General features: G+C 66.7%; 17 protein-coding genes and 3 pseudogenes. 15 read left to right on the top strand and 5 right to left on the bottom strand.

What is annotated here, in order from left to right; all coding sequences use genetic code 11:
* From AB3X43_RS01775 to AB3X43_RS01765, 3 genes and pseudogenes are all read right to left on the bottom strand, one after another.
* A pseudogene (locus tag AB3X43_RS01775) lies at nt 1-272 on the bottom strand (ISKra4 family transposase); the annotation flags it as partial.
* Between the two features lie 30 nt (nt 273-302).
* Nucleotides 303-1007: a plasmid pRiA4b ORF-3 family protein gene (locus AB3X43_RS01770; protein ID WP_369428172.1), complete on the bottom strand. Its 705-nt coding sequence runs from the start codon at nt 1005-1007 to the stop codon at nt 303-305.
* Between the two features lie 49 nt (nt 1008-1056).
* Nucleotides 1057-1248, bottom strand: a pseudogene (locus AB3X43_RS01765) (DDE-type integrase/transposase/recombinase); the annotation flags it as partial.
* A 317-nt stretch (nt 1249-1565) separates the two neighbouring features.
* Here AB3X43_RS01765 and AB3X43_RS01760 point away from each other — a divergent pair.
* The 14 genes from AB3X43_RS01760 to AB3X43_RS01695 all read left to right on the top strand — a co-directional run bounded on the left by AB3X43_RS01760 (nt 1566) and on the right by AB3X43_RS01695 (nt 17906).
* On the top strand, nt 1566-3476 hold the full coding sequence (locus AB3X43_RS01760; RefSeq protein WP_369428171.1) for a type IV pili methyl-accepting chemotaxis transducer N-terminal domain-containing protein: 1911 nt from the start codon (nt 1566-1568) through the stop codon (nt 3474-3476).
* 4 nt (nt 3477-3480) lie between these two features.
* The gene (locus AB3X43_RS01755) at nt 3481-4197 is read left to right on the top strand and encodes a response regulator (RefSeq protein WP_369428170.1); all 717 of its coding nucleotides are present in this window, start codon (nt 3481-3483) and stop codon (nt 4195-4197) included.
* A gap of 195 nt (nt 4198-4392) precedes the next feature.
* Complete coding sequence (locus AB3X43_RS01750) at nt 4393-5661, top strand: MFS transporter (RefSeq protein WP_369428169.1); 1269 nt, start codon at nt 4393-4395, stop codon at nt 5659-5661.
* Between the two features lie 36 nt (nt 5662-5697).
* Nucleotides 5698-7311: an MFS transporter gene (locus AB3X43_RS01745; protein ID WP_369428168.1), complete on the top strand. Its 1614-nt coding sequence runs from the start codon at nt 5698-5700 to the stop codon at nt 7309-7311.
* 32 nt (nt 7312-7343) lie between these two features.
* Entirely contained in the window at nt 7344-11162 is a 3819-nt protein-coding gene (locus tag AB3X43_RS01740; protein ID WP_369428167.1) for a nitrate reductase subunit alpha, read from the top strand.
* Complete coding sequence (gene narH, locus AB3X43_RS01735; RefSeq protein ID WP_369428166.1) at nt 11159-12691, top strand: nitrate reductase subunit beta; 1533 nt, start codon at nt 11159-11161, stop codon at nt 12689-12691. Before AB3X43_RS01740 ends, narH begins: the two co-directional genes overlap by 4 nt.
* Before the next feature lie 2 nt (nt 12692-12693).
* On the top strand, nt 12694-13434 hold the full coding sequence (narJ, locus tag AB3X43_RS01730; protein ID WP_369428165.1) for a nitrate reductase molybdenum cofactor assembly chaperone: 741 nt from the start codon (nt 12694-12696) through the stop codon (nt 13432-13434).
* Nucleotides 13431-14156 (top strand): respiratory nitrate reductase subunit gamma, encoded by a 726-nt coding sequence (gene narI / locus AB3X43_RS01725; protein WP_369428164.1) that lies wholly within the window; start codon nt 13431-13433, stop codon nt 14154-14156. Before narJ ends, narI begins: the two co-directional genes overlap by 4 nt.
* A 10-nt stretch (nt 14157-14166) precedes the next feature.
* On the top strand, nt 14167-14949 hold the full coding sequence (locus tag AB3X43_RS01720) for a peptidylprolyl isomerase (RefSeq protein ID WP_369428163.1): 783 nt from the start codon (nt 14167-14169) through the stop codon (nt 14947-14949).
* A gap of 80 nt (nt 14950-15029) precedes the next feature.
* A complete protein-coding gene (ytfE, locus tag AB3X43_RS01715; RefSeq protein WP_369428176.1) occupies nt 15030-15713 on the top strand; it encodes an iron-sulfur cluster repair protein YtfE in 684 nt (227 codons plus the stop codon).
* Nucleotide 15714: 1 nt separating this feature from the next.
* Entirely contained in the window at nt 15715-16362 is a 648-nt protein-coding gene (locus AB3X43_RS01710) for a carbonic anhydrase (protein WP_369428175.1), read from the top strand.
* Entirely contained in the window at nt 16359-16736 is a 378-nt protein-coding gene (locus AB3X43_RS01705) for a SirB2 family protein (protein WP_369428162.1), read from the top strand. The genes AB3X43_RS01710 and AB3X43_RS01705 overlap by 4 nt, the downstream gene beginning before the upstream one ends.
* A gap of 22 nt (nt 16737-16758) precedes the next feature.
* Complete coding sequence (locus tag AB3X43_RS01700; protein WP_369428161.1) at nt 16759-17319, top strand: hemerythrin domain-containing protein; 561 nt, start codon at nt 16759-16761, stop codon at nt 17317-17319.
* The gene (locus AB3X43_RS01695; RefSeq protein WP_369428160.1) at nt 17319-17906 is read left to right on the top strand and encodes a nitroreductase family protein; all 588 of its coding nucleotides are present in this window, start codon (nt 17319-17321) and stop codon (nt 17904-17906) included. The genes AB3X43_RS01700 and AB3X43_RS01695 overlap by 1 nt, the downstream gene beginning before the upstream one ends.
* Before the next feature lie 69 nt (nt 17907-17975).
* Here AB3X43_RS01695 and AB3X43_RS01690 read toward each other — a convergent pair whose 3' ends face one another.
* Both AB3X43_RS01690 and AB3X43_RS01685 read right to left on the bottom strand, forming a co-directional pair.
* Entirely contained in the window at nt 17976-18254 is a 279-nt protein-coding gene (locus AB3X43_RS01690; protein WP_369428159.1) for a hypothetical protein, read from the bottom strand.
* 163 nt (nt 18255-18417) lie between these two features.
* The gene (locus AB3X43_RS01685) at nt 18418-21486 is read right to left on the bottom strand and encodes a PA3715 family protein (RefSeq protein ID WP_369428158.1); all 3069 of its coding nucleotides are present in this window, start codon (nt 21484-21486) and stop codon (nt 18418-18420) included.
* A 233-nt stretch (nt 21487-21719) separates the two neighbouring features.
* On the opposite strand from AB3X43_RS01685, the pseudogene AB3X43_RS01680 reads away from it, so the two are divergent.
* Nucleotides 21720-22453: pseudogene (locus tag AB3X43_RS01680) on the top strand (IS6 family transposase).
* Nucleotides 22454-22506 lie beyond the last annotated feature (53 nt).

Raw genomic sequence — 22506 nt, 5'->3', positions numbered from 1 at the left:
TCGCCATAGAGCGTGTGGAAGACCGCAGGGTAGTACCCCTTGATGCAGCGCTGTGTGCTGCAGGCCGGGCAGCGGCGATGTCGCTGAAACCACGCCTCGGCCTGGGCCTTGACGGTGCGGTCCTGCAAGGTCGCCAGCAGCGCCTTGCCTTCGCGAAGCGACAGGCCAAGGTCTTCTGTGCGCTCGCTGGACTTGTCGAAGGCCGTGATCTCCTCAGCCGATCGGCAAACGCCGTCATCGCCGGTAATCTGCAGCAGGATGGTGATGCGCATGAGCCCTCTCCCGATCAGGTGGTACCAGCTTCAGTCTTGCTGGAACTGAAGCACATGGTGCTTGCCGGCGCGCAACTGTGCGTTGATATTGCGCCGGGAGAACGCGTGCCCCTGTGCCTGCTGGCGCATCTGAATTCGCTCCACCGCCAAGGCCAGTTGCTCCCGGGTTTCGGCATCGAGAACGCCGGGTCGATTCTCTAAAAGCACCTGGCCGGCGATGTCGGCCATCAAGAAAAGATCCTCCATGTGCTCGTACGACAGCACGTCGAGGCGCCGATCCATGAACCGGGCCGGACCGACGCAGTCCTCGGGTGGGCATGCCCCCGATCCCCCTGTGCAGATCGGGTAGGCCGCGCCGTCCTGTGCATCGATCCGGTTCTCGACGCGGATCTCATGCGCCCACGGCAGGTTCAGGTCGTACTCGTAGCAAAACCGGGTGCCCTTGCGCAAACCCAGTGCAGACAGCGGGACTCCGGACGAGCGCGTTGACAACGCGGAGCAGCCATAGCGGACCGCATGCAGGCGGAACTGGTGGAGGTGGAAGCCTTGCCAGCCCATCGCGACCTGCAGCAGGCCATGCAACTCACGCAGGGTGCAATCGACTGGCACCAGCAGCCGGCGCCAGACCATGGGGCTGATGTTCATCAGCCAGACTTTGAGTTGCAGGATCTCGCCGCCGCCGCCGGCGGCCGTGGCCGTGGCCGGTGGGGAAGGTGCCTGCGGGGCACGTTTCATCCGGCCAGAATAGCCCTGAGGGCCACACCCCACAACTCCTCATGCTCTCGAGCACGTCCAGCGTGGCGCCGTGCTGGTCAACCGCACGCCACAGCCAGTGCAGTTGGCCGTTGATTGTCACCAAGACTTCGTCGATGTGCCACTTGTCTCCGCACGCTGGCGAGTTCGAGCGAATGCGCCGAGCAATGACGGCCCCAAACTTCAACGCCCAGCGTCGAACCGTCTCGTAGGTTGCTTCGAGAGAGCATGAGGATTTGTGGGGTATTAACTGCCGACTCCACAACGTATCCTTGCCACCGATCCTGCGGACATGCCGGGCTCACGGCTCCGCGCGAGCACCTACTCATTGAATTGCACCTCATGGATGCGCCGTCGGGGTTGCCCATTCTTGGGATACGTAGGCGTCAACAGAAAAAATCCGGTGAACATCATCTCCACGCTCCGAGCATCTCGGCGACAGATGGCACCGGACGCTCAAGGGTGAAACGCGCACTGCCCATGGTCTCCACACTCGGGTGTTGGCTTGATGTGCCAAGCGCCCAGGCATAGAGTCGGCTGATGACACTTCATCAACGGCACTGGACGCTGGGCATCAAATTGACGCTGGTGGCAGCGCCGCTGCTGCTGCTGGCCCTGGTCTCGATCGGCCTGACACTGTGGGTGTCATGGCAACTGGATGGTGGGGCGGCAGCAGTCAACGAGGCGGGCCGGATGCGCATGCAGGCTTACCGCATGTCGCTGTCCATTGGCACAGGCGATGTCGCAGCCCTGCCCCAGGAAGTGCGGCAGTTCGAGCACAGCCTGACGCTGCTGCGCGAGGGTGACCCGGAGCGACCGCTGTTCATGCCCTGGGACGACACGGTGCGCGAGCGCTACACCACGGTCGATCGCCACTGGGCCCAGTTCCGCGACCGCTGGACGCGCGGCAAGGTGTCAGAGCCGGTCGGGCTGGTGAGCGACACCGTGGCGTTCACCGACCAGATCGACCGCATGGTCAGCGCCATCGAGCAGCACCTGTCGCGCTGGACCACGGTGCTGCACCTGTTGCAGGTCGGGGTGATGGCACTGGCGGTGCTGGGCTCGGCGCTGCTGCTGTTCATGGGCTACCTGTTCGTGCTAGAGCCGGTGGCGTTGCTCAAGCAAGCCATCGAGCGTATCCAGGGCGGCGACTTCAACGCCCGGGTGGCGTGTGTCACCCGCGACGAGTTCGGCACACTCGCCGAAGGCTTCAACGGCATGGCCGAGCACCTGCAGTCGATGTACCGCGACCTGGAGGCCAAGGTGAAGGCCAAGACCTCGGAGCTGGCCGACAAGCGGGAACGGCTGGAGGCGCTCTACGACGTGACCAGCCTGGTCGCCAAGGCCGGCACGCTGGATGAGCTGGCCCTGGGGTTTGTGCAGCGCATCCGCCGGGTGGCCCATGCCGACGGCGTGGCGCTGCGCTGGTCGGACGAGGCCAACGAGCGCTACCTGATGCTGGCCAGCGAAGGCCTGCCTGCGTCGATGGTCGAGGGCGAGCACTGCGTCCGCACCGGCGACTGTTACTGCGGCGCAGCACCCGATCAGGTCGAGGTGCGCGTGATCCCGATCCGCAGCATGACCACGCCGGTGCTCGGGCATTGTGGTGTCGCGGGGTTCGAGACGGTGGTGTCGATCCCGGTGCGGCTCAAGGAGCACCTGATCGGCGAGGTCGATCTGTTTTTCCACGCCCGCTACGCACTGCCGGACGCCGAACGTTCGCTGCTGGAAGCCCTCACCGCTCACTTGGCCAGCGCGATCGAGAACCTGCGGCTCAACGCGCTGGAACTGGAGGCGGCGGTGTCGCAAGAGCGCACGTTCCTGGCCCGCGAACTGCACGACTCGATCGCACAATCGCTGGCCTTCACCAAGATCCAGGTCCAGCTCATGCGCGACGCCATCGCCAGCCGCGACGCCGCGCGGATGCAGCAGGTCATCGACGAGATCGACGTCGGCGTGCGCGAATGTTATGGCGATGTGCGCGAGCTGCTGGTGCATTTCCGCACCCGCACCAATGCCGAGGACATCGAGCCCGCTCTGCAGACCACGCTGCGCAAGCTCGAACACCAGAGCGGCCTGGTCACCCATTTCAACGTCACCGGGCAGGGATTGCCGCTGCCGCCGGACGTGCAGATCCAGGTGCTGCACATCGTGCAGGAAGCACTGTCGAACGTGCGCAAGCACGCTTGCGCGCGCCGTGTCTGGCTCGACGTGGCCAAGCAGCCGCAGTGGCAGATCGAGGTGCGCGACGATGGGGCGGGCTTCGATGTGGCGAGCGGGCCACCCGATGAAACCCACGTCGGACTGCGCATCATGAGCGAGCGGGCAGAGCGGATCGGGGCGACACTGGAGGTGCTGTCCACGCCCGGACGTGGCACGTCGGTCGTGCTGACGATGCCGCTGCGGCCTGCCCTTGAGGACGCCCGCAGCCCCTTGATGACGCCTCGATGACCCCATGACCGACACCGCCTCTCCCCTGCCCCCCACTCCGATCCGCCTGCTCGTGGTCGATGACCACACGCTGTTCCGCCGCGGCCTGACCGCGCTGCTGTCGCGCGATCCGATGCTGCAGGTCGTGGGCGATGCGGCGGACGCCGGCCAGGCGCAGCGCCGTGCGCAGGAGCTGCAGCCCGACGTGATCCTGCTCGACAACCACCTGCCGGGCGTCAATGGCGTCGATGCGCTGCCGGCGCTGCGCGAGGCGGCGCCGCGGGCCCGGGTGCTGATGCTGACCGTCAGCGAGGATGGTGACGACCTGGCGGCGGCGCTGCGTGGCGGGGCGTGTGGCTACCTGCTCAAGACCATCGAGGGCGATGAGCTGACATCGTCGATCCGGCGCGCAATGAGGGGCGACAGCGTCGTGTCGCCCGAAATGACGGGCAAACTGGTGGCGGCGTTCCGCGGCGCGGAGGCCCGTTCGACGAATGAAGCCGCGGCAGCGGTGGCGGTGGAAGCCCCGACGCTGCCCGCGTCACCACTGGCCCGGCTGTCGCCCCGCGAGCTGGACATCCTGCGCGGTATCGCGCGCGGCGACAGCAACAAGGAAATCGCCCGAGAACTGGCAATCGCCGAGACGACGGTCAAGATCCACGTCCAGCACATCCTGCGCAAGCTGGGCCTGACCTCGCGGGTACAGGCCGCTGTGCTCGCCACCGAGCACGGACTGTCCTGACAAATCCGGCCGCAGCCTTGATCTGCGGCAACCCGGCAGCGATGGGATGGCCGGGTAGTTCTTCCGGACGATGCCGCGTGTGGCGCCATCGTTCTCCCGGACGGCGCCCTGTGTTCCACCGAAGGATGCCTCGCCCGGCCGTGCCTTTCTAAAGTCAGCCCAGCCCCTGCAAACCGATCAGGGAGGAGACTGGACATGACCAAGAAGGGACAGGCGCTGTCGGTGCTGCTGGTCAGCACGCTGGCGTTCACCGTGTGTTTCATGGTGTGGATGATGTTCGGCGTGATCGGCATCCCGATCCGCAAGACGCTGGGCCTGAACGCCACCGAATTCGGCCTGCTGACGGCCACGCCCGTGCTGACCGGTTCGCTGATCCGCGTGCCGCTGGGCATCTGGACCGACAAGTACGGCGGGCGCATCGTCATGGCCTGCCTGATGGCGCTGACCGTGCCGGCCATCTGGATGATGGGCTACGCCACCGCCTACTGGCACTTCATCGTCATCGGCCTGTTCGTCGGACTGGCGGGTGGCTCGTTCTCGGTGGGCACGCCGTATGTGGCGCGCTGGTTCCCGAAGAACCGCCAGGGCTTCGCGATGGGCGTCTACGGCGCCGGCAACTCGGGCGCTGCCGTCAACAAGTTCATCGCGCCGGGCCTGGTAGTGGCCTTTGGCTGGACGATGGTGCCGCAGGTCTACGCGGCCATCATGCTCGGCACCCTGGTGCTGTTCTGGCTCTTCAGTTCGAGTGACCCGGCGCACCTGGTGCCCAGCAACGTGCGCTTCATGGACCAGCTCCAGATGCTCAAGGACCCGCAGGTGCTCAAGCTCTGCCAGTACTACAGCATCGTGTTCGGCGGCTACGTGGGCCTGAGCCTGTGGATGGTGCAGTACTACGTGGGCGAGTACGGGCTGGACATCCGCGCCGCCGCGTTGCTGGCCGCCTGCTTCTCGCTGCCAGGTGGGGTGCTGCGCGCCGTGGGCGGGTGGCTGTCGGACAAGTACAGCGCACACCAAGTCACCTGGTGGGTGCTGTGGGCGAGCTGGATCTGCCTGTTCCTGCTGAGCTACCCGCAGACCGATTTCACCGTCGTCACCGTGTCCGGCCCGCGCACCTTCCACCTTGGCCTGAACGTCTATGCCTTCACCGCGCTGATGTTCTTGCTGGGCATCGCCTTCGCGTTCGGCAAGGCCAGCGTCTTCAAGTACATCAGCGACGACTACCCGACCAACATCGGCACCGTCAGCGGCATCGTCGGCCTGGCCGGTGGCATGGGCGGCTTCGTCCTGCCGATCCTGTTCGGCGTGCTGATGGACCTGACTGGCATCCGCTCCAGCGCGTTCATGTTGCTCTATGGCGTGGTCTGGGTCTCGCTCATCTGGATGTACTGGACCGAAGTGCGCCGCACCCCGGTCATGGGCCAGAACGCCCCCGCCTCGCCCCTGTCGCGTTCGTTCGCACGCTGACCACGCTGACACCTGTTCTCCGGAGAACCCCTTCCCATGCACAAGACTGACCTCACCGACTGGCGTCCGGAAGACGACGCCTTCTGGAACAGCACCGGCAAGCGCATCGCCTACCGCAACCTCTGGCTCTCGGTGCCCGCGCTGCTGTGCGGCTTCGCGATCTGGGGGATGTGGGGAATCATCACGGTGCAGATGCTCAACCTGGGCTTCCAGTTCACCCAGGCCGAGCTGTTCACGCTGACCGCCATTTCCGGTCTGGCGGGTGCCACGATGCGCATCCCGGCCTCCTTCCTGATCCGCCTGGCCGGTGGGCGCAACACCATCTTCCTGACGACCGCGATGCTGCTGTCGCCGGCCATCGGCACCGGCATCGCGCTGCAGCACAAGGACTGGCCGCTGTGGGTGTTCCAGCTCATGGCGCTGTGGTCGGGTGTGGGCGGCGGCAACTTCGCCTCGTCGATGTCCAACATCAGCACCTTCTTCCCGAAGCGGCTGCAGGGCACCGCGCTCGGCCTGAACGCGGGCCTGGGCAACTTCGGCGTCACGACGATGCAGATCGTCATCCCGCTGGTGATGACGATGGGCCTGTTCGGCAGCCTGGGCGGCGAGCCGATGACGCTGGTGAAGGACAGCGGCTGGATCTTCGGCAAGATCGCCGCCGGCACGCCGACCTGGATCCAGAACGCCGGCTTCGCGTGGCTGCTGTCGCTGGTGCCGCTGTCGGTGCTGTGCTGGTTCGGGATGAACAACCTGACCACCGTCTCGCCGTCCATCGGCGGCACGGTCCCCGCCTTCCTGAAGATCATCTGGCTGTACACGCTGTCGTTCGTGCCGGCCGGGCTCGGGCTGTACCTGTACCTGCCCAAGCCGACCGGGCTGGGCGTGCTGAACATGTGGCTGGCGATGCCGCTGATCGTCGTCAGCACGCTGATGGTGATGAAGCTCACCGCCTTCGGCACGATGAAGGACAACATCGCCAGGCAGTTCGCCATCTTCGGCAACCAGCACACCTGGTCGATGACGCTGCTCTACATCGTCACCTTCGGCTCGTTCATCGGCTTCTCGATGGCGCTGCCGCTGTCGATCACGGTGATCTTCGGCATCAGCCATGTGCCGGACGCCAACGGCGTGCTGCAGCACACGCTGAAGAACCCGAACGCGGTGTCCGCACTGACCTACGCCTGGATCGGGCCTTTCGTCGGCGCGCTGGTGCGGCCGGTGGGCGGCTGGATCTCGGACAAGGTGGGCGGCTCCATCGTCACGCAGGTGATCTCGGCCGTGATGGTGGGCGCCTCGGTCTGGGTCGGGCAGGTGATGCTGCAGGCCTACCAGTCGGCCACGCCGGAAATCTACTTCTCGACCTTCATGTGGCTGTTCATCGTGCTGTTCACCGCCAGCGGCATCGGCAACGGCTCGACCTTCCGCACCATCGGCGTGATCTTCGACCGCCAGCAGGCCGGCCCCGTGCTGGGCTGGACCTCGGCGATCGCCGCCTACGGCGCCTTCATCGCCCCCGTCGTGATCGGCGCCCAGATCAAGGCCGGCACGCCGCAGACCGCGATGTACGGCTTCGCCGTCTTCTATGCCTTGTGCCTGGTGCTGAACTGGTGGTTCTACCTGCGCGCCAACGCCTACGTCAAGAACCCTTGAAGAACGCCTGAAGAACGAAGAGGACCAACCCCATGAGTCACTTTCTTGACCGTCTGAATCACTTTGCGCAACCGAAGGAAGCCTTCTCCGGCGACCACGGCCGCACCACGGGCGAAGACCGCACCTGGGAAGATGCCTACCGCAACCGCTGGGCCCACGACAAGATCGTGCGCTCCACCCATGGCGTGAACTGCACGGGCTCGTGCTCGTGGAAGATCTACGTCAAGGGCGGCATCGTCACCTGGGAGACCCAGCAGACCGACTACCCGCGCACGCGCTGGGACATGCCCAACCACGAGCCGCGCGGCTGCCAGCGCGGCGCGAGCTACTCCTGGTACCTCTACAGCGCCAACCGCGTGAAGCACCCGATGGTGCGCGCCCGGCTGCTCAAGCACTGGCGCGAGGCCCGGCTGCACCACGACCCGGTCGACGCCTGGGCGTCGATCATGGCCAACGAGACCAAGCGGCGCGACTACCAGCAGGTGCGCGGCCTGGGTGGCTTCGTGCGGTCGGGCTGGGACGAGGTCAACGAGATCATCGCCGCCGCCAACGTCCACACGATCAAGCAACACGGCCCCGACCGTGTCATCGGCTTCTCGCCCATCCCGGCGATGAGCATGGTGAGCTACGCCGCCGGCAGCCGCTACCTCAGCCTGATCGGCGGGGTGTGCATGAGCTTCTACGACTGGTACTGCGACCTGCCGCCGGCCAGCCCGCAGATCTGGGGCGAGCAGACCGACGTGCCCGAATCGGCCGATTGGTACAACAGCAGCTACATCATCGCCTGGGGCTCCAACGTGCCGCAGACGCGCACGCCGGACGCGCACTTCTTCACCGAGGTCCGCTACAAGGGCTGCAAGACGGTGGCGGTGACACCCGACTACTCCGAGGTCGCCAAGCTGGCCGACCTGTGGATGCACCCCAAGCAGGGCACCGACGCTGCGCTCGCGATGGCGATGGGCCATGTGATCCTGAAGGAGTTCTACTTTGACCGCCGCGCGGCGTACTTCGACGACTACGCGCGCCGCTACACCGACCTGCCGATGCTGGTGATGCTGCGCGAGCAGACGCTTGACAACGGCCGCACGGTGCTGGTGCCGGACCGGCTGCTGCGCGCCAGCGACTTCAACGGCAAGCTCGGCCAGGCCAACAACCCGGACTGGAAGACGATCGCCTTCGACACCACCGGCAAGGCGGTGGCGCCGAACGGCTCGATCGGCTTCCGCTGGGGGCCGGAGGGCCGCGCCGATGCCGGCCGGTGGAACCTGGAGGACAAGGACGCGCGCACGGGGGCCGACACGAAGCTCAAGCTCTCGGTGCTGGAGGATGAACACGGCGAAGGGGGCGCGCAGGCGCACGAGATCGTCGAGGTCGGCTTCCCGTACTTCGGCGGCGTGGTCAACCCGCACTTCATCGGCAACGACCAGGGCGGCGACGTGCGGCGCATCCACGTACCGGCCGTGCGCCTGCGCCTGGGCAAGGCGGGCGAGGAGCGTCACGCGCTGGTCGCCACGGTATTCGACCTGCAGGCCGGCCAGTACGGCATCGACCGCGGTCTGGGCACCGGCGCGAAGAACTTCGACGACGACGCACCCTACACCCCAGCGTGGCAGGAGGCCATCACCGGCGTGCCGCGCGAGCAAGTCATCGCGGTGGCGCGCCAGTTCGCCGAAAACGCCGAGAAGACCGAAGGCCGCTCGATGGTCATCATCGGCGCGGCGATGAACCACTGGTACCACGCCGACATGAACTACCGCGGCGTCATCAACATGCTGATGATGTGCGGCTGCATCGGCAAGAGTGGCGGCGGCTGGGCGCATTACGTGGGCCAGGAGAAGCTGCGCCCGCAGACCGGCTGGACAGCACTCGCCTTCGCGCTCGACTGGATCCGCCCACCGCGCCAGCAGAACTCGACCAGCTTCTTCTACGCCCACACCGACCAGTGGCGCTACGAGAAGCTCGGCATGGACGAGGTGCTCTCGCCGCTGGCGGACAAGGCGGCGTTCAAGGGTAGCGCGATCGACTTCAACGTGCGCGCCGAGCGCATGGGCTGGCTGCCGTCGGCCCCGCAGCTCGACGTGAACCCGATCCAGGTCGCCAAGGCCGCCCGCGCCGCCGGCATGGACCCGAAGGACTACACCGTGCAGAGCCTGAAGGATGGCTCGATCGACCTGGCCTGCCACGACCCGGATGCGCCGCAGAACTGGCCGCGCAACATGTTCGTCTGGCGCTCCAACATCCTGGGCTCCAGCGGCAAGGGCCACGAGTACTTCCTCAAGCACCTGCTGGGCACCAGCAACGGCGTGCAGGGCAAGGATCTCGGTGCGGAAGACGCCAAGCCCACCGAGGTGAAGTGGCATGACAAGGCGCCCGAAGGCAAGCTCGACCTGCTCGTGACGCTCGATTTCCGCATGAGCACGACCTGCCTGTACTCGGACATCGTGCTGCCAACGGCCACCTGGTACGAGAAGAACGACCTCAACACCAGCGACATGCACCCCTTCATCCACCCGCTGTCGGCGGCGGTGGACCCGGCCTGGCAGAGCCGCAGCGACTGGGAGATCTACAAGGGTTTCGCGAAGAAATTCAGCGAAGTCTGCGTCGGCCACCTCGGCGTGGAGCAGGAGGTGGTGCTGACACCGCTGATGCACGACTCGCCGGCCGAACTCGGCCAGCCGATGGGCGTGCAGGACTGGAAACGCGGCGACTGCGAGTTGATTCCCGGCAAGACGGCGCCGCAGATCACGGTGGTCGAGCGCGACTACCCGAACGTGTTCAAGCGCTTCACGGCGCTGGGCCCGCTGATGAACAAGGTCGGCAACGGCGGCAAGGGCATCGCCTGGAACACCCAGGTCGAGGTGACGCAGCTCGGCCAGCTCAACGGTCTGGTGCGCGAAGAGGGCGTGACCAAGGGCATGCCGAAGATCGACACCGACATCGACGCCTGCGAGGTCGTGCTGCAGCTCGCGCCGGAAACCAATGGCCACGTGGCGGTGAAGGCGTGGGAAGCGCTGTCCAAGGCGACCGGCCGCGAGCACAAGCACCTGGCGCTGTACCGCGAGGACGAGAAAATCCGCTTCCGCGACATCCAGGCGCAGCCGCGCAAGATCATCAGCTCGCCGACCTGGAGCGGCATCGAGAGCGAGACGGTCAGCTACACCGCCGGCTATACCAACGTGCATGAGCTGATCCCCTGGCGCACCCTCACCGGCCGCCAGCAGTTCTACCAGGACCATGCGTGGATGCTGGCGTTCGGGGAAGGCTTCGGCAGCTATCGCCCGCCCGTGGACATGAAGGCCACCGCGCTGATGCACAACCAGCGCAGCAACGGCCAGCCCGAGATCCTGCTGAACTTCATCACGCCGCACCAGAAGTGGGGCATCCACTCGACCTACACCGACAACGTGCTGATGCTCACGCTCAGCCGGGGCGGCCCGATCGTCTGGCTGAGCGAAGACGACGCGAAGCGTGCGGGCATCAAGGACAACGACTGGGTGGAGCTGTTCAACGTCAACGGCGCGATCGCGGCGCGGGCGGTGGTGAGCCAGCGGGTCAAGCCGGGCATGGTGATGATGTACCACGCCCAGGAAAAGATCATCAACACGCCCGGCAGCGAGATCACCCACGTGCGCGGCGGCATCCACAACTCGGTGACCCGCATCGTGCTGAAGCCGACCCACATGATCGGCGGCTACGCCCAGCTCAGCTACGGCTTCAACTACTACGGAACCATCGGCACCAACCGCGACGAGTTTGTCGTGGTGCGCAAGATGGACAAGATCGACTGGCTGGACACCCCCGTTGGCGCCGAGCGCGTCACCCGCGTGCAGGCCCAAGGAGAAAACGCATGAAAGTCCGCGCACAGATCGGCATGGTGCTGAACCTGGACAAGTGCATCGGTTGCCACACCTGCTCGGTGACCTGCAAGAACGTCTGGACCAGCCGCCCGGGGGTGGAATACGCCTGGTTCAACAACGTCGAGACCAAGCCCGGCATCGGCTACCCGAAGGAGTGGGAAAACCAGGCCAAGTGGAACGGTGGCTGGGTGCGCAAGGCGGATGGTTCCATCGAGCCGCGGCAGGGCGGCAAGTGGAAGCTGCTGATGAAGATCTTCGCCAACCCGAACCTGCCGGAGATCGACGACTACTACGAGCCCTTCACCTTCGACTACGACCACCTGCAGAGCGCACCCGAGATGAAGGCCAGTCCGACCGCCCGGCCGCGCAGCCTCATCACCGGCCAGCAGATGGACAAGATCGTCTGGGGCCCGAACTGGGAGGAGATCCTCGGCGGCGAGTACGCCAAGCGCAGCGTGGACAGCAACCTCGACAACTTCGACGCGGCCCAGAAGGCCATGGTCGGCGAGTTCGAGAACACCTTCATGATGTACCTGCCGCGCCTGTGCGAGCACTGCCTGAACCCGGCGTGCGTGGCGAGCTGCCCCAGCGGCAGCATCTACAAGCGCGAGGAAGACGGCATCGTGCTGATCGACCAGGACAAGTGCCGGGGCTGGCGCATGTGCGTGTCGGGCTGCCCGTACAAGAAGATCTATTACAACTGGAAGAGCGGCAAGGCCGAGAAGTGCATCTTCTGCTACCCGCGCATCGAGGCGGGCCAGCCGACGGTGTGTTCGGAAACCTGCGTGGGCCGGATCCGCTACCTCGGCGTGCTGCTGTATGACGCTGACCGCATCCAGGAAGCCGCCAGCGTCGAGCGCGACAAGGACCTGTACCAGGCGCAGCTCGACATCTTCCTCGACCCGAACGACCCGAAGGTGATCGAGCAGGCGCGCAAGGACGGCATTCCCGACGCCTGGATGGCGGCAGCCCGAAAGAGCCCCGTCTACAAGATGGCGATCGACTGGAAGGTCGCGCTGCCACTGCACCCGGAGTACCGCACGCTGCCGATGGTCTGGTACGTGCCGCCGCTGTCGCCCATCACGGCGGCGACCCAGGCGGGCCACGTCGGCCACAACGGCCAGATCCCGGACGTGAACCAGTTGCGCATCCCGGTGCAGTACCTGGCCAACCTGCTGACGGCGGGCGACACGATTCCGGTCGTGCAGGCGCTGGAGCGGATGCTGGCGATGCGCGCCTTCCAGCGCAGCAAGCACGTCGATGGCGAGACGAACCTGGCCGTGCTGCAGCAGGTCGGCCTCACGCAGGACATGGTCGAGGACATGTACCAAACGATGGCGATCGCCAACTACGAGGACCGCTTCGTCATCCCGAGCACGCACCGTGAGTACGCCGAGAACACCTTCAACGTGCGCGGCGGCTGCGGCTTCAGCTTCGGCAACGGCTGCTCCGAAGGCACCGGCGAGACCAGCCTGTTCGGCAGCGAGAAGCGCCGGACCATCCCGATCCAGGCGGAGATCTGAACATGGGCCTGTTCACGACACCCTTCCCGAGCGGCCCGAAGCCCGCGCCGCGCACGCTGCGGGCGCTGGCCCGGCTGCTCGGTTACCCCGACGCCGAGCTTCGCGCTCACCTGCCGCAGATCCGCGAGGTGCTGCACGCCGAAGGCGCGCTGCCGACCGCACGGCTCGTCGAACTCGACGCGCTGATCGCCAGCCTGACGCGCCAGAGCGATCTGGACGCCGAGGCCGACTACGTGCAGCTCTTCGACAGCGGCCGGCGCACCGCGCTGCACCTGTTCGAGCATATCCACGGTGACTCGCGCGAGCGGGGCCCGGCCATGATCGACCTGGCGCAGACCTACGAAAAAGCGGGCCTCTACCTGGCCGAAGGCGAGATGCCGGACCACCTGCCGGTGGTGCTGGAGTTCGCCTCCACGCAGCCGCCCCGCGAGGCCACGGCCTTCCTCGGCGAGATCGCTCACCTGATCAACGTGGTCTTCAACGCGCTGGAAAAGCGCGAGAGCCGCTACGCCAGCCTGATGGGCGCGCTGCTCGACCTGGCGGGCGAGCCGCCGCGCGCCGTGCAGATCGCCGACGAGGACGCCATCGACGCCGTCTGGGACGAGCCGGCGGCCTTCGACGGCTGCAGCAGCGGCGCAGCCGGCGCTGGCACGGCCACGCAGCAGCCCCCGCCGTCACAGCCCGTTCACATCGTCCGCCGTGCCGGTCGCCAGGCACCAACCCCACCGGGAGCCACCGCATGAACACCTACCTGCACGACTTCTTCTTCACCGTCTACCCATACATCTGTCTGGCGGTGTTCTTCATGGGCAGCCTGGCCCGCTTCGACCGCGACCAGTACACCTGGAAAAGCGACTCGTCGCAGATGCTGCGCGCAGGTCTCTTGCGCTGGGGCAGCAACCTGTTCCACGTCGGCATCCTGTTCCTGTTCTTCGGGCACTCGGTCGGCATGCTGACACCGCACGCGCTGTACGAGCCCTTCATCACCCCGGCGCAGAAGCAACTGCTGGCCATCGTCGCAGGCGGCGTGGCCGGGTTCATCTGCTTCATCGGGCTGTCGATGCTGCTGTGGCGCCGGCTGTTCGACCCGCGCATCCGCCTGACCAGCCACCGCACGGACATCGCGATCCTGATCATCCTGTGGGTGCAGCTCACGCTCGGGCTGATCACGCTGCCGTTCTCGCTGTCGCACGCCGATGGCGGCGTGATGATGATCCTGGCCGACTGGGCGCAGCGCATCGTCACCTTCCGCCCGCTGGCGGCGAACCTGATCGGGCTGGCCTGGCCGTACAAGGTCCACATGGTGCTGGGCATGACGATCTTCCTGCTGTTCCCGTTCAGCCGGCTGGTGCATGTGTGGAGCGGCTTCGCGTCGATCACCTACGTGCTGCGGCCGTACCAGTTGGTCCGTGCCCGCCGACTGAACCTGCCGGAAGGCCACAACGCGCCGCGGCGTGTGCTGTGAGGAACGCACCATGAACATGACCGCCATGCAAACATCCGTGCCGATCGCCAGCGTCAACGGCATCGCGCTGCACGGTCCCGACGAGGTGCTGGACGAGTCAGCGCTGCGCCAGCGGGCCTGCACCGAGCTGCTGCGCCAGGCCGCGCAACAGGCTGGCCTGCTCGCACTCGACGACCCGGCGAACACCGACGGCGTGCCCAGCGCTGCGGCCAGCGACGCCATCGAGCAACTGCTGGAGCGCGAACTGCGCCAGCCCGAACCCGGCGAGGACGCCTATCGCCGCCACTATGCCGCCCACCTCGACCGCCACCGCCAAGGCGACCGCATCCGGCTGCGGCACATCCTGTTCGCGGTGACGCCGGGCGTCGATGTGCGGCGGCTGCGTGATCGGGCCGAGCACACGATGCTGGAAGTGCGCTGCGACGACGCCGACCTGTTCGCCCGCCGCGCGGCCGAGCTGTCGAACTGCCCGAGCGGCGCCACCGGCGGTGACCTCGGCTGGCTGCGCGCCGCCGACTGCGCCCCGGAATTCGCCCGCGACGTCTTCAGCGGGCAGGAGATCGGCGTGCTGCCGCGCCTGGTCCACAGCCGCTTCGGGCTGCATGTGGTCGAGGTGCTCGAACGGGAAGAAGGCGTGACGCCGCCGTTCGAGGCTGTGCAGGCCGCCGTGCGCCTGTCGCTGCAGCAGCAGGCCTGGGCCACGGCGCTGCGGCAGTACCTGCAGGTGCTGGCAGGCGCGGCCCGACTGGTCGGCGTGCCGCTCGACGCCAGCGATACCCCGCTGCTCCAGTAACCCCCACACCCGTCATGCCCGCGTTCGCGGGCACCCATGCATCCAGAGAACCCCCGATGTCCATGTCCACCACCACTGACCTGCCGTTGCTTGACGACGCGCTTGGCGCCCTGGCCCGCACCATCCCCGGCGCCACCGCGCTGTTCCACACCCACCAGCTCGATTTCTGTTGCGGTGGCAAGAAGTCGCTTCGCGCAGCAGCGGCTGAACGCAGCCTCGATACCGCCCCGATCGTGGCGGCCCTGAAGGCGCTGCAGGCCGTGCCCGCGGGCGACGGTCGCGACTGGCAGCAGGCGACCCCTGCCGAGCTGATCGAGCACCTGCTGACCCGCTTCCACACCCGCCACCGAGAGCAACTGCCCGAGCTGATCCGCCTGTCGCGCCGCGTCGAGACCGTGCATGCCGACCGCCCCGAATGCCCCACAGGGCTGGCTGACCACCTGACCGGGATGGCCGAAGCGCTGGAGTCGCACATGCAGAAGGAGGAGCAGATCCTGTTCCCGATCCTGCTGCGCGGCTTCCCGCCGATGGTGCGCATGCCGATCAGCGTGATGCGCCAGGAGCATGACGAGCATGGCGAGGCGCTGGCCCGCCTGGTGGCGCTGGCCCGTGGGCTGGAGATGCCGCGTGGCGCCTGCAACACCTGGCGGGCGCTGGTCCTGGGTCTGCGCACGCTGCGCGAAGACCTGATGGAGCACATCCACCTTGAAAACAACCTGCTGTTCGAGGGGCTGAACCATGCCCAGGCGGAGTCGGTTGGCTGACATGCCGGACGAACTGCTGGCCCGCCTGCGCCGCTTCCACGAGCACACCTTCCCCGGTGTGCAGGACCAGTTCCAGGACCTCGTCACCCACGGCCAGCACCCGACGACGCTCTTCATCGGCTGCTCCGACTCGCGGCTGGTGCCTTACCTGCTGACCGGCACCGGGCCGGGTGATCTGTTCATGGTGCGCAACGTCGGCGCCTTCGTGCCGCCACACGACGGCTCGACCGGCTTCCACGGCACGGCCGCCGCCATCGAGTACGCGGTCCTGCAGCTCCAGGTGTCCCGCATCATCGTCTGCGGCCACAGCCACTGTGGCGGCATCCGGGCGCTGTATTTCGGCGGGCCGGCGCGGGCCTCGAACCTGGCGGTCTGGCTCGAACTCGGCCGCGAGGCGGTGCTGCCGGTGCAGCCCTCGGACGAGGCGCTGCGCCGCACCGAGCAGCGGGCAGTGGTGCTGCAACTCGAACGCCTGATGGGCTACCCGATGGTGCGTGAGCAGGTCGAGGCCGGCCGGCTTGCGCTGCACGGCTGGCACTATGTGATCGAGGACGGCGAGGTTCACGTCTTCGATGTCCACAGCGGAGGTTTCCTGCCCGCCTCCGCCGCCTCGCATGCTGGCACGGGCCCCTATCATCCCGCCGGATGAGCTACCTCGCCTTCAAGCATCTCCACCTCACCTGCGTCGGCCTGAGCATGGCGCTGTTCTTCGTGCGCGGTCTGCTGATGCTGTGGCGCCCGGACGCCTTGCGGGCGCGCTGGGCACGGATCACGCCGCACGTTGTCGATACCGTCCTGCTGGTGGCCGCGATCGGCATGCTGGTGGTCGGGCGGATCAACCCGCTGGACGCTCCCTGGCTGCTGGCCAAGATCGGCGCCTTGCTGGTCTACATCGGCCTGGGCACCGTGGCGCTCAAGCGGGGGCGCACGCGTGGTGTCCGGCTGGGTGCCTGGCTGGCAGCGTTGGCCGTGCTGCTCTACATCGTGTCGGTGGCGCTGACCAAGCAGGTCTGGCCACTGTGAAATCGAACCTCCCGTTGTCACCATGACCAACACCGCCACGCTCCCCGGTTTCGCCTCGCCCGCGGTGGGCTTCGACCAGCCGTTCGAGATGCTGCACGCCTGCCATGACCGCGTCGAGCGCACGCTGTCGCTGCTGGCGCGGCTGGTGGCGCATGTGCATGCGCACGGCCACGACGAGGATTCGCGCAGCGCCGCGCGCGACGTGCTGCGCTACTTCGACCTCGCCGCGCCACACCACCACCAGGACGAGGAACTGCACGTCCTGCCGCCGCTGCTGGCCAGCGATGACGCCGCGCAGCGCGCGCTGGCCGAGCAGCTCGTCGCGGAACATCGCCGGATGGAGGCGCTCTGGGCCGTGCTGCGCGGGCCGCTGCAGCAGTGGGCCGATGCGCCGCCGGCCTCGACCGCGTTCCCGCAGCCTGAAGCGCTGGCCGAGTTCACGTCGGTCTACGCCGACCACATCGCCCGCGAGGAGGGGCGTGCCTATCCGCTGGCCCGGACGTTGCTGGACACCGCGACGCTGTCGCAGATGGGCGCCGAGATGAGCACCCGCCGCCGCAGCCCCGCCACCGGAACCCCTTGATGAACGACCTTACGCCCGAAGACCTGCTCGCGGCGCTGGCCGGCCGCTATTCGGTCGGGCCGAAGCAGATGGAAGCGCCCGCGCCGACGCCCGAGCACCTGCGTCTGGCCGCGCAACTCGCTCTGCGCGCGCCCGACCACCTGGGGCTGCACCCGTTCCGCTTTGTCTCGGTCGCCCCGGCGCAGCGCGCCGCGCTCGGTGAGCTGTTCGCCCGCGCCGCGCAGCGCCGAGGACTGGACGACACCGAAGTCGCCGCCGCCCGCCGCCGCGCGCACAACGGCCCGGCGCTGCTGGCGGTCATCGGGCGGCTGCGCGAGGACGTGGACGACGTGCCGATGCACGAACAGTGGATGTGCATCGGCGGTGCGGTGATGAACCTGCTCAACGCGCTGCACCTGCTGGGCTACGGCGCCAAGGTGGTCAGCGGCTTGTCGGTGCGGGACGCCGAGGTGCGGGACGCCTTCTGTGCGCCGGGCGAGGTGCTGGTCGCCTGGGTCATCGCGGGCACGCCGACCCGCTCGACCCGCGCCCGCCACGACGAGCGCGTGGACGACCTGCTCACCGAATGGCTTGGCATTGAGCCATGAGGATTTTCGAGGTAGGAAAGCATCAGAAATCGTGGGGGATTCACTGCGGACGATCGGCCTGACCTGGCCTCACCCCCCACAACTCCTAATGCTCTCGACCTTGGCGCCCTGCGCTTTGCGTGCCATCAGTTCCAGCCATGCGATCGCCTTGAGCGGAATCAGACGGTCTTCACCGACCCACGGCAAGCCATCGACTTCGCGGCGACCCGCCATGATGAATGCGTAGTAAGTCTCGTCCAGCAAAATGGCGGACAGGCTGGAGACGGCTTCGTCCAGCGGTATTGGTGTGAGTTGACTGCCTGAGGCGGGTTGTAATCCGTCGGGCGCTCTCGCGAACAGCTCGATCATCGCCGGGAACCGATCGTCGGCAGGCTTCTGAAATCGATAGAAGATTGGCTTTTCGGTGTCGCTCGCCTGTTGCTGCTCGATGCGTGCAGCGCCGCGGTCTCGACTTTGAAGCCGACGACCTTAGGTTTGCAACCTATTCATTGACACGTTCCGCGAACTTGGCTCATCGGCTTTGCGTTGTCGATGGCTTGGCGTCCGTCATGGGCGCCACTGCGTTGCCAACATCGAAAGGGTCACGGCCACGGTATTCGTATTGCCCCTTCTGCATGCGCAGCGTGCCGATGGAATGGGTGCGCGGCGTGCGGCGCAGGGGTACGGGTTTTGCTTCGTTCGGCGCGACTTCGGGGCCACCGAACGAGTCGAAATCATGGGTGGCTGTGACAGTCAGGTCGGCCCAACCGTCATGCGCAGTGCTGGCGACGCTGAGTTGCAGGGTGACGTTGTCGAAGACGGAGACCTTGTTTTCGTCGTCGTTGCACGGCGCCCCGCTGATGAGCCGTCCGCGGCTCATGGCAAAGTCTTTCAGCAGGGTCTTGAAGCCGCGGCCTGTTTCCACCAAAAGCCAGAGGTAGTCGCTTTCATTGCCTTCGGCGCAGCGGGGGCTGTGGCCAATCGCCATGCGCACGCCAAAGGCACGCTTGGTGGCGGCCACGTTGTAAGCGGCGGTGTCCAGCGTGAGGCTGGTGGGCCAAATTTGAATGGAGGCGTCTTGCGCCACGCGCTCGCGCTGCAGGCGCAGCACGCGCTGCGTGGTCATGTCAACGCTTGCCACCACAAAGCCCACCTCGCCCGCGTCTTCGGGTTGGTCCTTGAGCGAGTGCAAGAGTGCAATCAGGCGTTGGCCAGGGTGGCGGGGGTCGGCCTTGCTGGTGAATGCGAGGATCTCGCCGTGGTCGTGCGCTTCCTTGCCCACGCCAAAGTTCACGCCGATCGAAGACTCCAGCAAGGCACCCCACAGGCGCAAGTTCTGACTGCCAAAGTCGCCCAGGATGGCGTCGCTGCGGCTGGCGCCCATGGCGCGCAGCACGCCGGGGTCGGGCGCGCCGCGCCACGCGCTGGCGGGAGGCTTGGTGTCGCGCCGGATGTAGGTCACCGCGTCGCGGTCAATCTGGCCCAGCTCGCCGGCCAAGGCACGGCAGTCCAGGTCGCGGTCTTGAATGTCGTCGTCGCTGTTGGCGCAGCCTTCGTCCATGCCAAAGGCTAGTTGCAGAGCGCCATTGTCCTGCAGGTCCATCACGCGTGAAAGCTTGCCTTTGGCCAGCAGGCGCGGTGGCACATGCAGTCTGCGCGCTTGGTCGGCACCCAGGAGCCACAGTTGCGGCGCTTCGTCGGTGGCGTCGCTGCCGTTTTTGCTTTCTGGCTCTGGTGGAGCCACTGAACGCGAGGTGATTTCCAGCAGCGCGAGACGGCGCTGGGGGTGCGACCAAAGACGTGCCGCGTCCAGTCGCAAGCGGCCGCCCTGCAGGCTGGCGACCGTGGCGCGCCACTCGGCCACACCGGGGCCGTTGCCGGGTACCAGGCTGTCCAGCAGTTGACGCTGCTTGGCGGGATCTGCGGCATCACCTTCGCTGGCGACTGGAAGGGTTGCGAGACGGAGGTCCACAGCCGCTTGCGCCTTTCTGCGGAGGCGGTCCAGCGCCAAGTGCGCCGGTTCCCCGATCCAACGCGCGCAAGTGGGTTGCAACCAGGCCGGGACGGGGGCCGGCTTGGCATCGGGTGAATCGCTCGTCGGAAAGCACAGCGCGCCGTTGTCGGTGAGATCGCTGAGCAGCGCGTCGCGCAGCGCCACGCTGGGGGTGTTGTTGGCCACGGCGAGGAAGCCGGCGCGAAGGGCTTGATGGCGCGGGTCTTCACCGTTCCGAATGGTCTGGATGGTGGTGCCAAAGCAGTCGTCTGCCAGCACCTGGCCGCGTTGGAGTCTGAGCAGCAGGTAGTCGGCGCGCAGCAGGTCACCGCCCCAGCGCAGCCAGTCGCTGTCGCCTGATTGCGGGCTGCAGCTGAGCCGCTGGCCCACCACGCTGTCTTCGGCCGTGATCAAGGCTCGGCGAACCACGGTCGAGGTGGGCAATCGTTGCGCGAGCAAGCTGAACGGGCTTGTCACCTCGGAGTCGCTGAAGTCGTGGTACGACCATCGCCAGTCGGCCCCCACGTGACTGCGCAGTCGCAGCGCCTGCATTTGCTGCAGGGTGGCAGCCAGCGCGTCTGCGGGCCAGGCCTTGGGTTGATCCAGAATCAGCCCCAGCTTGACGCGCAAAAAGCCGGCGCGGCGCGTGGCAAGGTCAAAGTGTGTGGCAGCCTGCGTAGCGGTTCTGCCTTCAGGCAGGGTAGGCAGGGGGGGCAGGGTGCCGTCGGGGTTGACGTCTGCCTCCAGGCTACGCAACAGCGGCGGTATTTCGGGGTCTTGGGGCAACATTTCAGCCCACTCGCGCAACACCAGTACGCAGTCATCGGCCCCTTGGTCGGTGCAGCGTTGTTGCGTGAGGAGGGCCTTGAAGCGGGCTTTGAGCAGGGGCTTGGCACGGGCGGCGTAGCCGTGCAGTTGTTCGCGCCAGGCGTTCACCTGGGGCATTGTGGTGTTGTGGCGGCTGCCCAGCGACTCTTCCACGCAGCGGCCAAAGTGGAACTCGCCGTTCTGCAGGTGAGCGTCGTTGATGGCCCGCCAGGTGTTGTCGGCCTCCACCGGGAGGTAGTCGAAAGGGCTGCGGTCGGCATGCAGCCACACCTTTATCGGGCTGCAGTTCCACAGCGCGGCAAAGGACACGGCGTCGTCGTGCCATGCGGCAAAGGGGCCATGGAATTGCGGCGTCCGGGCAATGTGGCGCTCGGCCGCGGCTTGGCGGGCTGCGGCCAGGTCGTCAGGAAACCATTGCGCCATTTTGGCCATCACCTCGGACGGGCGCGTGAAGCGCAGGGTGTTGCCTTGGCCGCCGCGAATCAGCCCGTGCGTGCGGCGCTCGTGCAATTGCGCGGGCAAACTGGGGTCGGTGTAGAGACGGTCAATGCGTTGCGGCGTGGCACCACGCGCGGGCATGCCATCCACGTCCCAGTCATGCGCGCGGCGAAGGGCGTCAATGTCGTCGAAGACCTCGGCCAGCTCGGCGGCTGTGAGCGAGGATGGGGCGGGTGCGGTGAGAGGCGTCTGGGCCCAGGCGGGTGCGGCGGCTGCCAGGAGCCAGGCGGCGCGCAGTGCCAACGCCAACAGCATCGTGCGAGTGCAGCGAAGGGTGCTCAAGCAGTGGCCTCATGGCCGTTGATGAAGTGGTCTTGCATGGCGCAGGGTGCGGCTTCGGCGTCGCGTTGGTCAATGGTAGTCATCAAGGCACGGTGCCCGGCCGATGACTCGCCGCTCTCCAGGAATCTGTCCGTTCAAAGGTACGATGTCACATTGCAAAGACGAAGGAATTGGGCACTGTCAACTTTTTGGCTGGAGCGGAAGAGCGCTGGTCAGCCTGAGCAAGATGCGGCATGACACCCATCGCCGCAGACAAGCTGATCTCGTACGCGGGGTACCGATTCCCGCCGGAGGTCATCAGCTACGCGGTCTGGCTGTACTTTCGCTTCCCACTGAGCCTGCGCGTGGTCGAGGAGATGCTGACCGCACGCGGCATCGAGGTGACCTACGAGACGGTTCGACGCTGGGCGTTGAAGTTCGGTACTGCCACTGCCCGGCGCATTCGCGCGAATGCGCCAGCGTGCGGCGACAAGTGGCACCTCGACGAGGTCGTGGTCACAATCAACGGCCACAAGCACTGGCTGTGGCGCGCGGTCGATCAGCATGGCACGCACCGGACATGCTCGTGCAGAGTCGGCGTGACCGGCACGCCGCCCGGCGGCTGGTGCGCAAGCTCATGAAGCAGCATGGCCGCGTCTGGCGCGTGCTCGTCACCGACAAGCTCCGGAGCTATGCGTCGGCAAACCGGGATCTGGGGCTCGACCTGGACCACCGGCAGCACAAGGGGCTGAACAACCGGGCGGAGAATTCGTACCAGCCGACCCGGGTCAGGGAGAAGGTCATGCGCCGGTTCAAATCGGCGCGGCACCTGCAGCGTTTTGCGTCGACCCACGATCAGGTAGCCAACCTGTTTCGGCACAGTCGTGACACCCGGGATGCGGCGGCCAAGAGGGCGGCTCGCACCCAGGCTTTTGCGGCCTGGGGTCGGGCCAGTGGCGCCTGGACGTTCGGCGTCACGGCCGTATGATGTTGGTCGACGCGGCGGCGGTCTTCTCTCGACCTCACCGCAACAAGTTGACA

It is taken from the genome of Sphaerotilus sp. (assembly GCF_041083715.1).
Taxonomy (GTDB): Bacteria; Pseudomonadota; Gammaproteobacteria; order Burkholderiales; family Burkholderiaceae_C; genus Sphaerotilus.
Note: the sequence above shows the minus strand (reverse complement) of the source record. Positions and strands in the feature narration are given on the sequence as shown.

Excerpts from the sequence above, each read along its gene's own strand:
- AB3X43_RS01695 (WP_369428160.1), top strand. The coding sequence starts at position 17,319 with ATGAACGACCTTACGCCCGAAGACCTGCTCGCGGCGCTGGCCGGCCGC.
- narJ (WP_369428165.1), top strand. The coding sequence starts at position 12,694 with ATGGGCCTGTTCACGACACCCTTCCCGAGCGGCCCGAAGCCCGCGCCG.
- narI (WP_369428164.1), top strand. The coding sequence starts at position 13,431 with ATGAACACCTACCTGCACGACTTCTTCTTCACCGTCTACCCATACATC.
- AB3X43_RS01710 (WP_369428175.1), top strand. The coding sequence starts at position 15,715 with ATGCCGGACGAACTGCTGGCCCGCCTGCGCCGCTTCCACGAGCACACC.
- AB3X43_RS01720 (WP_369428163.1), top strand. The coding sequence starts at position 14,167 with ATGAACATGACCGCCATGCAAACATCCGTGCCGATCGCCAGCGTCAAC.
- AB3X43_RS01705 (WP_369428162.1), top strand. The coding sequence starts at position 16,359 with ATGAGCTACCTCGCCTTCAAGCATCTCCACCTCACCTGCGTCGGCCTG.
- AB3X43_RS01760 (WP_369428171.1), top strand. The coding sequence starts at position 1,566 with ATGACACTTCATCAACGGCACTGGACGCTGGGCATCAAATTGACGCTG.
- AB3X43_RS01700 (WP_369428161.1), top strand. The coding sequence starts at position 16,759 with ATGACCAACACCGCCACGCTCCCCGGTTTCGCCTCGCCCGCGGTGGGC.
- AB3X43_RS01755 (WP_369428170.1), top strand. The coding sequence starts at position 3,481 with ATGACCGACACCGCCTCTCCCCTGCCCCCCACTCCGATCCGCCTGCTC.
- AB3X43_RS01690 (WP_369428159.1), bottom strand. The coding sequence starts at position 18,254 with ATGATCGAGCTGTTCGCGAGAGCGCCCGACGGATTACAACCCGCCTCA.
- AB3X43_RS01740 (WP_369428167.1), top strand. The coding sequence starts at position 7,344 with ATGAGTCACTTTCTTGACCGTCTGAATCACTTTGCGCAACCGAAGGAA.
- narH (WP_369428166.1), top strand. The coding sequence starts at position 11,159 with ATGAAAGTCCGCGCACAGATCGGCATGGTGCTGAACCTGGACAAGTGC.
- AB3X43_RS01770 (WP_369428172.1), bottom strand. The coding sequence starts at position 1,007 with ATGAAACGTGCCCCGCAGGCACCTTCCCCACCGGCCACGGCCACGGCC.
- AB3X43_RS01745 (WP_369428168.1), top strand. The coding sequence starts at position 5,698 with ATGCACAAGACTGACCTCACCGACTGGCGTCCGGAAGACGACGCCTTC.
- AB3X43_RS01750 (WP_369428169.1), top strand. The coding sequence starts at position 4,393 with ATGACCAAGAAGGGACAGGCGCTGTCGGTGCTGCTGGTCAGCACGCTG.